The sequence below is a fragment of the Vibrio sp. B183 genome (assembly GCF_000740665.1).
Classification (GTDB): Bacteria; Pseudomonadota; Gammaproteobacteria; order Enterobacterales; family Vibrionaceae; genus Vibrio; species Vibrio coralliilyticus.
Genome location: NZ_JPQB01000005.1, coordinates 183,017 through 195,602, shown reverse-complemented (window position 1 = coordinate 195,602; position 12,586 = coordinate 183,017). Strand labels below are relative to the sequence as shown.

At 44.2% G+C, this 12,586-nt stretch carries 10 protein-coding genes; 5 read left to right on the top strand and 5 right to left on the bottom strand.

Annotation, left to right across the window (positions count from 1 at the left end; all coding sequences use genetic code 11):
• The first annotated feature begins 9 nt into the window (after positions 1-9).
• The 4 genes from pepT to IX95_RS25815 all read left to right on the top strand — a co-directional run bounded on the left by pepT (position 10) and on the right by IX95_RS25815 (position 3,060).
• Complete coding sequence (gene pepT / locus IX95_RS06550) at positions 10-1,239, top strand: peptidase T (RefSeq protein WP_038158054.1); 1,230 nt, start codon at positions 10-12, stop codon at positions 1,237-1,239.
• Between the two features lie 78 nt (positions 1,240-1,317).
• Positions 1,318-1,785: a DM13 domain-containing protein gene (locus IX95_RS06545; protein WP_038158051.1), complete on the top strand. Its 468-nt coding sequence runs from the start codon at positions 1,318-1,320 to the stop codon at positions 1,783-1,785.
• A gap of 142 nt (positions 1,786-1,927) precedes the next feature.
• Positions 1,928-2,788 (top strand): mechanosensitive ion channel family protein, encoded by an 861-nt coding sequence (locus IX95_RS06540; RefSeq protein ID WP_006960717.1) that lies wholly within the window; start codon positions 1,928-1,930, stop codon positions 2,786-2,788.
• Between the two features lie 80 nt (positions 2,789-2,868).
• A complete protein-coding gene (locus tag IX95_RS25815; protein WP_327196117.1) occupies positions 2,869-3,060 on the top strand; it encodes a DUF1289 domain-containing protein in 192 nt (63 codons plus the stop codon).
• Between the two features lie 29 nt (positions 3,061-3,089).
• Here the strand turns inward: IX95_RS25815 and arsB are convergent, their stop codons facing one another.
• Complete coding sequence (arsB, locus tag IX95_RS06535; RefSeq protein WP_038158048.1) at positions 3,090-4,163, bottom strand: ACR3 family arsenite efflux transporter; 1,074 nt, start codon at positions 4,161-4,163, stop codon at positions 3,090-3,092.
• 87 nt (positions 4,164-4,250) lie between these two features.
• Positions 4,251-4,592: an ArsR/SmtB family transcription factor gene (locus tag IX95_RS06530; protein WP_021457661.1), complete on the bottom strand. Its 342-nt coding sequence runs from the start codon at positions 4,590-4,592 to the stop codon at positions 4,251-4,253.
• A gap of 165 nt (positions 4,593-4,757) precedes the next feature.
• Between IX95_RS06530 and IX95_RS06525 the strand changes: the two genes are divergently transcribed.
• On the top strand, positions 4,758-7,508 hold the full coding sequence (locus tag IX95_RS06525; RefSeq protein ID WP_038158045.1) for a M16 family metallopeptidase: 2,751 nt from the start codon (positions 4,758-4,760) through the stop codon (positions 7,506-7,508).
• 30 nt (positions 7,509-7,538) lie between these two features.
• Here IX95_RS06525 and IX95_RS06520 read toward each other — a convergent pair whose 3' ends face one another.
• The 3 genes from IX95_RS06520 to IX95_RS06510 form a co-directional block, all read right to left on the bottom strand.
• A complete protein-coding gene (locus IX95_RS06520; RefSeq protein ID WP_038158040.1) occupies positions 7,539-8,240 on the bottom strand; it encodes a response regulator in 702 nt (233 codons plus the stop codon).
• Positions 8,241-8,471: 231 nt separating this feature from the next.
• Positions 8,472-9,179: a response regulator gene (locus IX95_RS06515; protein ID WP_006960723.1), complete on the bottom strand. Its 708-nt coding sequence runs from the start codon at positions 9,177-9,179 to the stop codon at positions 8,472-8,474.
• The gene (locus IX95_RS06510; protein ID WP_038158037.1) at positions 9,172-12,483 is read right to left on the bottom strand and encodes an ATP-binding protein; all 3,312 of its coding nucleotides are present in this window, start codon (positions 12,481-12,483) and stop codon (positions 9,172-9,174) included. Before IX95_RS06510 ends, IX95_RS06515 begins: the two co-directional genes overlap by 8 nt.
• Between the last annotated feature and the right edge of the window lie 103 nt (positions 12,484-12,586).

The window sequence follows — 12,586 nt, the reverse complement described above, 5'->3', positions numbered from 1 at the left end:
GATACCGCTATGAATGAACTGGTTCAACGTTTTCTGCGCTACGTGACCTTTAACACGCAGTCCAACCCTTCCAACCCCACATGCCCAAGTAGTGAAGGGCAGTTCACTTTTGCCCAATTCCTAAAACAAGAACTGCTGGAACTGGGTTTGAGTGAGGTGTCACTTGATGATAACGGCTATTTGATGGCGAAGCTGCCAAGCAATGTTGACTACGATGTCCCGGCTATTGGCTTTGTGGCTCATATGGACACAGCACCCGATGCGTCAGGAAAAAATGTCAAACCTCAGATTGTTGAGGACTATCAGGGAGGCGATATTGCATTAGGTAAAGGGGACGAAGTACTGTCCCCAGTTCAGTACCCTGATCTATGTAGACTTCTTGGCCACAACCTGATCACGACGGATGGAACGACACTTCTCGGTGCGGATAACAAAGCCGGTATCGCGGAAATCATTTCCGCCATTGCTGAGTTGAAAGCAAATCCAGACATTCCACATGGCGATATTTGTATCGGATTTACTCCGGATGAAGAAATTGGTCGCGGTGCAGATCTGTTTGATGTGGAGAAATTTGGTGCGAAATGGGCCTACACCATTGATGGCGGCCCTGTTGGCGAACTGGAATATGAGAACTTTAATGCAACCAGTGCTGATGTGATCTGCCATGGTGTGAATGTTCATCCTGGAACGGCTAAAAACAAAATGGTGAATGCCATGAACATCGCTGCCCAGTTTCAAATGATGATGCCTGCTGATGAAACACCGGAGGCGACGGAAGGCTATCAGGGTTTCTATCATTTGAAGTCTGCAGAAATGGCTGTAGCACGTTGTGAGCTAGGTTATATCATTCGAGATTTTGAGCGTGATGGGCTAGAGCAACGCAAGGCCTTCATGCAGAGCAAAGTGGACGAACTTAATAAAGCATTAACTAAAGGGCGTGTGGATCTGAAACTGTCAGACAGCTATTTCAATATGAAAGAAATGGTTGAGCCTCATCCACATATTATTGAGCTGGCAAAACAGGCGATGATTGCCTGCGATGTTGAGCCTAAAATTAAGCCAATCCGCGGTGGTACGGATGGAGCAAGATTGTCATTTATGGGCTTGCCTTGTCCGAATATCTTCACAGGAGGCTATAATTTTCATGGTATTCATGAGTTTATTAGCATTGAAGGTATGGAGCAGGCTGTGAAGGTTATTGTGACCTTGTCTGAGAAAACGGCACTTCACTACAGATAAAATTTCGATATGTCCCTGTTATCTCATTGATTATCGTGTACATTTACTATGTATGCTTGATAAACAGAGGTTTCGGGGATGAAAAGGATTTTTTTACTGTTTACACATCTTGTTTGTGGTGCAATCGGCTTTGCTGTGGGGATCTATGCATTGCCTATTCTTATCCAACCGGATTCTCCCTCAATGAGCTCTGTTGAGAGTGTGACCAATAACGCGGTTTACACTGCAACGTTCCAGCGTGACCGAAAAGACAGTGACTTCCTCCATTGGGGGGAGGGCTCTGTCTCTATTAGCAATGACCAGATTGCTTTTGTCGGTGAATTGGCACCAGGGCCTGATTATAAACTTTACCTATCGCCTCAGTTTATTGAAACTGAAGTCGATTTTAACCAGCAAAAACATACCATGGTAAAAGTAGGTGAGGTTAAAACGTTTGATCGATTCGCCCTCAATTTGCCAACAGACGTTGATTTGGGTGAATACAACACCGTGATTGTCTGGTGTGAAACGTTTGGTGAGTTTATTACATCTGCTCGATTCAAGTAGCATATGAACGCTATCTAGTTTGCATTAATAGAAATGTAAACTAGATCCTTCTCAATAAGTATGGGAAGTTATTCTCGTTCAAAACGAATTTCTTCAGAGGGGCGTTGGCCCCTTTTCTTTGTCATAACAACAGGAGCCGAGAATGGAGAAAGTACAAGCTGTAATCGATTTTCTTCTGACTCATAAGTTTATTTTTACGGCGTTGATTATCGTTCTGATAGCGATAATTCGCCGAATTGTTTTATCTAAAATTCGTGGTGATGTTGCTTTTGTATCAGAAGAACAGCGTAACTGGATGTCGCGTACTAAGAACGGTGCATTCGCTATTACCGTTCTGTTACTTTTCATTCTGTGGAAATCTGAGATCAATGAGTTTGCCCTGTCAGTGACAGCCATTGCTGTCGCCATTGTTGTGGCGTCGAAAGAGATCATCCTCTGTTTCACTGGCTCTATCCAAAGAGCGAGCTCACGTTCGTTTCGAATTGGTGACTGGATTGAAGTCGGCAAATTGTGCGGTGAGGTGATTGAGCACAATATGATGGCAACCGTGATTCAGGAAATTGACCTTCATCACGGCCAATACCACTACACAGGAAAAACAGCGACGTTGCCAAACAGTATGTTTTTTACCTATCCGGTGAAAAACCTTAACTTTATGAAGCGCTACGTCTATCACAACTTCTCGATTGTCGTGAGCGAATTTGTCAATTTATACCCTTTGGTTCCTGTGATGATCGAAAAGATTGAAGGGCATTGTCACTACTTTAGTGATGTCGCAACTCGGTACAATGCAATGATCGAGAAGCACGCAGGCGTCGATTTACCTGGTGCAGAGCCTCACATCCACATTACCAGCGGTTCGACAGGTGAACAGGTCGTTCACTTTATGATTTTCTGTCCTACTGATAAGGCGACACACCTTGAGCAGGAAATCAGGAAAGACTTTATGGAGCTATACGAAGATAGGTTCCAGTCTGAGAAAGAAGAAACGAAAGAGAGCTGAGGCTCTCTTTTTTGTGCCTTTGAAAGGGGTTGTGTGAATTCGACAGTTTGAGCCTCTACCGCTAGCTTTAAACTGAGAGGATGATGATGACAACAGATGTAGAAAAGGTGCCCGTTCCGTGTGTGAGAAACTGCTGTTTGGATGGTGAGGATGTTTGTTTAGGGTGCTTCCGTACCCTTAATGAGATTCTCGAATGGCGATCTTACACTGATGAGGAAAAACAAGCGGTATTGGTACGTTGTGAACGACGTAGAAAAAAAAGAGGGCAATAGTGCCCGCCATGTTTGGCGGGCGAGAAACGCTATGCGTGTTGAGCTCTTAGCTTGTATTTTTGTTTCATTTTTAGGGCGACGTTAACCAAAGCGATAAGCACAGGCACTTCAATCAGTGGGCCAATTACTCCCGCGAACGCTTGGTCGGAATTAAGGCCAAATACTGCAATCGATACTGCAATCGCCAGCTCAAAGTTGTTGCCTGTAGCGGTGAAGGCAATCGAGGCATTTTTATCATATTCTATGCCTATCTTCTTACCAATAAAGAAACTGACAAAGAACATCAGGACAAAATAGATTGCCAGTGGAATGGCGACACGCACCACATCCATTGGTAGCTCTAGAATCATCTCCCCCTTTAAGCTGAACATCAGCACAATCGTCGCGAGTAGGGCAATCAGAGTGATAGGTGAAATTCGCGGAATAAACACTTCTTTGTACCATTGTTCGCCTTTAGCCGCGACTAACCATTTACGGCTGAGGTAACCTGCTAGAAATGGAATGCCAAGGTAAATCATCACGCTTTCTGCAATATCCAGCATTGAGATGTCGACTTCGAATCCCTGATAGCCGAATACTGGAGGCAGTACAGAGATAAACAGCCAAGCCATGAAGCTATAGGTCACGATCTGGAAAGCGCTGTTCAGTGCAACCAGAGCGGCACCATATTCTTTGTTACCACCACCGATATCATTCCAGACTAAAACCATGGCAATACAACGCGCTAAACCAATCAAAATGATGCCAACCATATAGCCTGGGTGATCACCAAGAAATGTCAGTGCCAGAATGAACATCAGAATAGGGCCAACAATCCAATTCATAACCAATGAGAGTGTGATGGCTTTCTTATCCTGACGAACTTTACCCAATAGACTGTAATTCACCTTCGCTAAAGGTGGATACATCATAAGTATCAAGCCAATGGCCAAAGGAATATTGGTACTGCCAACAGACATGGCTTCATTCCAATCTGCAACCTGAGGAAATAGAGCTCCTATGGCGACCCCAACGGCCATGGCAACAAATATCCACACGGTAAGGTAGCGGTCAAGGAAACTCATGTTGTTTGCGGCGTTGTTTACTGCAGTTTCAGTTTTCATTGTTTGTCTCTCTTTCGTTTATCGTCGAAAGGCGATTGATGAAGGTGTAAAAATCCGAGTAGTAGCGTTACATACTCAGATGTCAGTTCAGTTAAAGACGGTATTAAAAGTTTGGTTAAATTCGGAAATTGCTTCCCGGTTAACCTTGTAACAAACCTTAGGTGGGTTGGGTTCCGCGATGATGAACTCAGCCTGCTTTAGGATACGTAAGTGTTCAGACACTGTTGATTGAGCTAGACCTAACTGGGACACCAAATCACTGTTCAGACAGCCGCCAAGGTTATCCAATGTCACCAAAATCTTAAGGATTCTGACTCGGGCTGGATGTGAAAGCGCTTTTGCCTTTAAAGCAAAGGCCGTTTCTAATGCGATTTCAGCGTCTGTCGTCGAGAACGCCTGCTGGTTTGCGAGGCTACATTGGTTTGTCATAAGATGTCTATTTATAGTTAATCGTCGAATTACGATTAACTATACGCCTGCGATTTTATCGGCGCAACTAAAAAGTACAAATAGAAGAAAATGTGCATGGTTTTATATAAAACATAGCTTTGAAGTATAGTTTTATTAGGTTTAATAGAAATAAGTAGCCTGAGTATGCGAATTTTTCCGCTCTTCATTGCCGTTGTAATTTCTGGCTGTGCCTCTTTTCCTCATGACCCACCGATTGAGGGGGACAGTGGTTGGATTGAAGGGACATTGGATAACGGGTTGAAATACCACGTCTATCCCGTTTCTGGCGCTCCTGTTTCTGTCCGATTATTCGTGCGAGTTGGATCATTACAAGAAACGGAACAGCAGCGAGGCTATGCACACTTTCTTGAACATATGGCGTTTAATGGCAGCCGTCATTTCTCTTCAAATGAAATGGTCAGCCTTTTTGAACAAGCGGGGCTTACTTTTGGTGCAGATATCAATGCCTATACGGCCTACTATGAGACAGTCTATCAACTCGATCTTCCCGACAATACACAGTTGAACAATGCGCTGTTATGGATGCGAGATATTGGCGATGGCTTAACAATCGCCTCAGCAGAAGTTGAAAAAGAGAAAGGCGTCATACAGGGCGAAATACGCCGAACACGACCAGAGCACAAAAGCCTGGCCGATAAATATTATGATTATTTGCTAGAAGGAACTGCTCTAGAAAATTTGGACCCGGTTGGTGATGCATTATCGGTTCAAAACGCGACACCGGAGTCTATTTCTGCCTTTTATCAAAAGTGGTATCACCCAGAAAATGCTGAGTTGATCATCACAGGGAATATCGACACGACAACGATTGAAGCTCTGATCGAATCGCAATTTTCCTCTTGGAAAGGCCGCGACGGTATGAGTAAAACCCGCATCGACTATGTACCCATCGAATTGAGTGATTTAGCCGATGAAATTGGAGAGTATGAAGCGCCAAGCATCACTTTTATGACTCAGCGAGGCAAAACTGCGATTACAACGCAAGGCGAGCTGATGGAAAGCTGGTTGGATGAAGTCGCATTGCATCTGATTAATCAGCGCATGGAGCGTACATACAGTGATGCAGCGATTCCACTGCATGACCTGTATATATCAAATTACTACATTAACTACCGTCGCTATGGACTCTTGTCGGCTTCATTTCCTGCTGCTGAGCGTGATGATGCGCAAGGGCTATTTCTTGGCACACTAGCATCAATGCGAGATTACGGCGTCACTCAGGAGGAAGTGGATGTTTCACTTGCCTACTATCAGCAGTTGCTCAACGATGTGGACTACCACTGGCGACACAAAGAAGCGCTGGATTTTGCTGAATCTAAGGTAATGAGTTTGTCTTTGCAGCAACCGATACAATCGCGTGAAGATTATCGACAAAACTTAGAACGTTTTTTGAATCTAGCGACGCTCGAAATGGTTAACGAACAGTTGCGTGATTTGCTTGCAGCGAAGTATTCGGTTGTTATCGGTGTTGAACAAGGTGATTCTATTGCCGCGTGGCAGGCGAAGATACCTGAAATCCGAGCGCAATATGCGAAACCGGGCACGCAACCGATGATATTGTCGGTGGCAGAAAGCGAGCTGGCGGAGCCCAGTCATAGTGGTGCGATTTTATCACAGGAAACCAATGACTTGGGGTTTGAGGTCTGGACTCTGTCAAATGGCATTGAAGTCTGGTTTCAGCAAGATCCGAATGCTGGTGACTGGGTAAACGTCGTTTATGGTAGTCAGGGGGGAAAAGCGGCCCTTGACCCTTCACTTTACCCTGCCGTTGAACTCACTATACCTGTCATTAGCCGCAGCGGGCTAGGGGAGTTCTCTGGACCTCAATTGGACACCTTCTTGCAGCGCAACAGCATTGAGGTTTACCCATTTATTAGCTTCAGCCATCACGGTGTGGAAGTGGGTGTACCCAAAAACAAACTGCAGCAAGGCTTCAAAGTGTTGTTTAACTTAGCCAGTGATGTGAATGTCGAACCTCGCCACCTTAAAACGGTAAAACAAGAGTATCAACAAGAACTCAAGACCTACCTTTCAACGCCATTAGGTCAATGGAATCAGGCCATTAATCACAACAGTTATTTGCCGTCGAGCCGACACTATATGTCGTCTGCTTCTGGGTATCAGTCTGTCTCTGAAGCCCAAATTCGCTCCGTACACGAAGAACTGTTCGGTCAGTTTCGCGGTAATAAAGTCGTGATCATAGCAGACTTGGAGCCTAATGAACTCAATGACGTTTTGCGCCAATATCTAGCTTCCATCAATCTTGAAACGGCTCTGCCGATAGACTTCGAGGTTGACTACAATAAGAACGCTCAACATGCGATTGATCTTGATATTTACAATGAACAGAACAGTTTCTACCTGATTCGGCTTACTAACCCTTCTGCCTCTCAATCAAGTGTTCGCACAGCCTACATTGACGATATGATTCAACGAATATTGTCGAAGCGTCTAACGGCGTATGTTCGTGAAGAGCTAGGGTTGGACTATGCGCCAGAAGCGTACTCTGCTCAACAAGATCAGGAGCCAGTTACCGATTGGTTTGTTGAAGCGCAAGTAGCCCCACAGGACATTGATCGCATCGAGCAGGCTATCGATAAAGTATTAAATGACTTGCTGACGGATGTTAAGCAGTCAGATGTTGACGCAGCTGCTCGTCAGCTAGCCGTGGCTCTTCAAGCGTTGGAAAATCAACCAGTAGACCGCACCTGGTTTTATGCTCGTTACTTGGTGCATGGCTATGGTGTGGAGTCGTTACTAGATGTAGATGCAATGACGAGTACCATCACGCTTGATGATGTTCAGAAACGAATAGGTGAGTCGTTTGGCCATAAGGTCATAAGAAGCAAGTACACTCTGACACCGAAGCATTAAGAGAGATAAATATCCTAGAAGCCTGAGCAATCAGGCTTCTTCCGCTTGGCTTTCTTCTAGGTGAACTTGTATCGGGTGATCGTCAATGATTGAACTGAGTTCTCTTAACCTTTTCACTAAGCGGTTATCGAGAAGAGTCCCTGCTTTTAACAGACAACCTCCATTATTCGCGAATATATCACCGACCAGAGTCATACCTGCTTGTAGCTCATACAAGTTTTGCAGAGTGGTGATTTGACTGGCGTCTGGGATCGGTTTCGCCAGTGTGTCTGTTTCATTGCCACTGTTCAGTTCAGTATCGACGTCATTGTATAAGTGTTGCTGATACAACTCAGTGTGACCAGTGACGGCTTGCTCTATTTGCTCGCGAGCGTCTTTCACAGTGATTGGCTTAGGCAAAAAGGCGTCAATCTCAAAGCGCATACAAGTAGAAATAGTTTCTGTATCTGATAGGGCGGTAACCGCGATGACACTTGTTTCGGGTACTGCTTTGGTTTGCCCCATGCGGACGGACTTGATCAGCTCCAGACCATTAATGTGAGGCATATTGATGTCTGTAATAATTAAATCAACATGATTATGTTCAATCTTCTCTATCGCGCTTCGACCATCTGGTGCACTCAGGATGTTCTCATAGCCACTTTTGAACAGCATGCCTATAAGCGCTTTGCGAGACAAGTTGTTGTCTTCTACAACCAGAATCGTAAATTTGCTAGGTTCGAATGTTGCCATAAAGCTCTCCTTCATAACGAGATTAAGCTGAGAATAGTGTTGTCTAACAATAGAATAGCAAATATCGAACCAATTATTTATTTCGGATGGTACTTGAGTTATTTTTGTTTTAAATCAATGTTTTATTGTCTTTTTGTAAAGCGCTTTCGTTACTAGAGAGTTATCATTTTTCTCTCAGAGTCGGAAATATTTGCGAGTTCTCATTTTGATTCTCAATTTTAGAAAACAAGCTTAAACAGCCATTTGGGTCTTATCTTCTCGCACGACAATACTATTTGTATCGACAATCTTACTCAGTTCAAACAAACGTAAAATGAGCTTTTTGTTGAGTATTGTTCCTGCTCTTAGTAAGCAGCCTCCAGAAACCGCATTGATATCGTAGACCAGTGTCATTCCTTCTTTGAGTTCAGAAAGTTGTGACAACTCATGAACTCGACTATCAATGGAGCGAATACGTTTGGTTGTATCGGGCTCGTTTGGCTGAGGCGCTAAATTAATACTTGTACTGACATCACTATAAAAGTGCTGTTGGTACAAACATTTTGGTTCGGTGATCGCGCTCTGGATTTTTTCTTTGGCGGATTTGATATTAATAGGCTTCACGAGAAATGCATCGACTTCTAATGTCATGCAAGCGGAAATCGTCGCAGTATCTGATAGCGTTGTTACCGCGATTATCCTAGTGTCACAGGCGATTTGGGCTTCATTTGTTCGAATGGCTTTAATGAGCTCTAGCCCGTTGATGTTAGGCATGTTGATGTCGGTGATGATCAAGTCTATCTTGTTTTCAGCGCATTTTGTCATGGCCTCCATACCATCTTTCGCGCAAAGCAAATTTTCGTAACCACCTCTCACTAGCATTCCGACGAGTGCTTGGCGAGAGAACTTGTGATCTTCTACGACTAAAATCGTAAAATTGGTCGGGTCATAGTTACTCATATATTACTTCCGTGTCTTCGATAATTGAGTGCTCAACTAGGTAACTCTGTAAGCGTTTCAGTTCTACCTTAGCGCTGCTTAGTGTGTCAGACAGTTCTGGCCAGTTTTTCAGGTGTGCCGTGTTTTGCAGCACTTCAAATTTGTCCGCGAGCTCTTCTGCTCCCGCAGAACGAGCGGCACCTTTGGCTGCGTGGGCGATCTGTTGGAGATCACCATCGCTCTTATCGGTGAGCGCAATCTCCGCTTTTTCAATGTCTTCGTTAACAGACTCCCAATACCCTTCAAGCAAAGGTGCCACGATAGACAGTTCTCTGGTGCCCAAAATCTGCTCTAGAGTAGACATGCAGATTGGATCATGTGGAGGTTTTGCTGTCGGCACTTCAACGTCTTCAGGTTCTAAAGATGGTTCTTCAGACGGTTTTTCTTCTAAGGGGATAGGGGAGAGCTGCATCCATTTCTCGATCGATTTATCAAGAGTTTTGAGTTCGACTGGCTTGGTTAAATAGTCGTCCATCCCTGAAGCAATGCATTGCTCAGAGGCTTCAACCATTGCATTGGCGGTAATTGCTACGATTGGTGTATGGCCTAAGGTTTTGTCTCTCCTTTCGGATTCTCTGATTTGTTTTGCAAGTTCATACCCATCCATTACTGGCATGTGGCAGTCGGTTAGGACCAAATCAAACGAACCATTTCTCCATTTGTGTAATGCCTCCTGACCATGAACTGCCATTTCACATTGGTAGCCTAAGTGATTTAACTGCCTCTGTATTACATCACGGTTGGTGGGTTGATCATCGACAACTAAGATTAGCCCAGTTTTGTTTTCACGAATGTCTTGATTTGGTTCATTTACGATAGGCTTTATGTTCCTCTCACAACTAATGAGTTCTCGCATGACGCCTATCGCAGTGGTGAGTTCACTGGGTTTGAAAGGGCTGCATGGCATGACGTAATAGTTAGATTTTGTTAGGCCAGACTCAATGCTAGGGTCGCGAGAGAGAAAAATGAATTTTTGCTCTTCAAGTAGTGCTGAGTTGAACTGGGAGAGTGGCTTTTCCTCATAATAGTGATATAAGTCAGGGCCAACGATAATCAGGTCGATGGTTGCGCCAGCTTTCTTCGCGTAATCAAGTACCGCAATAGCTCTTTGCATATTAGCTACACAGTTGGTTTTGCAGCGGAAGTTAGCTAAGTTGATATCGCAGAAAGTGGCTATGTTCTGATCATTGGTGACGAATAAAATTCTAGAACCGTTCACATAGTTGGGGGTTGGATCTTGAGGTGGCTCTTCCACCTCAATGAAAGGAAGTTCAACGGAGAAGCGGCTTCCAACACCAAAGCGACTATCAACATGGATATCACCTCCCATCATTTCTAGCAGAGAGCGGGTTATGGATAGACCTAAACCTGTCCCGCCATAAAGTCTGGTTGTACTGGTATCCGCTTGACTGAATGCTTTGAACAGCTTTTCGATCTGCTCTTCTGTCATACCGATACCATTATCCTCAATGATAATCTCGACGTAGGGAGCAATGTCGTGCTGGTTTAATGTGGCTGAGACCCACACCTTGCCTTTCATCTCATCGGTGCTGTCTGTGAACTTGACAGCATTGCCAACAAGGTTCAACAACACTTGGCTGAGCCTGACACTGTCACTCATTATGACTTTCGGCAGGCTAGCATCGTAAGTTAAATAGAGCTCTATACCTTTGTTGTTTGCTTGTAAACAGAGAACATCCAAGGTTCTTTCTATAAGCTTTTGCAGTTCAACAGGAACACTTTCCAGTGACATTTGGCCGGCTTCGATTTTCGAAAAGTCTAAGATGTCGTTGATAATGTGCAGTAGAGTTAGAGCAGAATCTTTGATGGTTGTGACCATACTTTTCTGTTCACCATTGAGCTCTGATTCACTAAGGAGGCTTAGCATACCGACTACGCCGTTCATCGGTGTTCTTATCTCATGACTCATGTTGGCCAAAAACATGGATTTTGCTTCACTGGCCGCTAAGGCGATTTCACTTTCATGTCTTAGATTTGCCTGTGCATTTTTCTCTTTTGTTACGTCAATATTGATGCCGCCCATACCAATAGGGGTGGTTCCATCTTGATCAAATAAAACGTTTGCCGCGGCCTTTATCCAACGTATCTCCTTGTCGGGTAGTTGTATTCTGAATTCAGAGTTGAACTGAGTGAGGTTTTCTCTGGCTTTGTTGAGGGCTTCTTCAGCAGTAAATATATCTTCTTCCAATACTCTCTCTTGCCACATGGTGTAGTTGTTCTTGCAGTTGTCTGGGTCAACGCCATATATCTCGTACATGCGGTCATCCCAAGAGAGCTCATTGGTTGTAAAATCCCAACTCCATATACCGATGCCACCAGCTTGTGTAGCCAGATTTAAACTTCTGACGACTTCTTCTAGCTCACTCTGGCTTCTTCTCAGTTCGTTCTGAGCCATTTGTTCTTTGCTGATGTCTCGCAAAGTTAGGACAATATACTTTTGCGTTTTCATCGTTATGTATCGGACGGAACCTAGTAGGCTTAGCACATCGCTGGTTCGACTGACTTTAATCACTTCGTCCAGCGGTACTTCTTGATACATTTCAACACTTGAGAGCTTGTCTTCAATGTTGTTCTCTGTGAACTCGTAGAGGAGTGACGTCAGTTCTAATCCAAGTAAGTCAGACTTGCTGTGCTCGAAAAGGGAAAGTGCCGAGTCATTAACGTCGAGAACTTTCAACTCAGCATTGAGAAGCAGCATATTATCGACTGCCTGTTCAAACATAACCCCCATTTGTACTTCTTGTTCATTAATTCGCTGGTTCTGATTGGATACTAACTGCTGAAGTTTTTGGTTGGATGTTTTCAGTTCTTGACGAACCTGCTTCATTTGGCTGATGTCGGCCTGATTGAGAATTAGGTAATGGTTGCCACCTCCTTGTTTCCTCATTGCTTCTAAGTTGATACGCAGCCAGCCTTTCTTTGTTTCTTGATTGACACAAATTTCAGTGGTGTGAGACGTCGCCTCGTGAACGGCACTATGAAGCTCAGCAATATGATCATCATTCAGGTAGTGCGAATAGAACTCAATGATATTGCGACCAATAACTTGGTTGGACGGAAGGCCGTAGTATTTGAGAAAGGCTGGGTTGGCGTAGAAAATAGCGTTGGAGCCGACTTGTCCATCGAAGATCACCATACCGTCAGACAGTAAATCTAACACACTTGTTTTTATACTGTCGTCTTGCTGAGGGGCTGTTTTCTTTGATTGTTTGTCTGCCAGTAGTGCTGTAAATGGGTTCTTCATAGGCGCCAACCTTGATGTATCTCGTGGTACTACCTCTCCATCTTGGCGTGGAGATGTTCAATATGAAATCATATACATAATAATAGAACTAACTGGCGCTTTT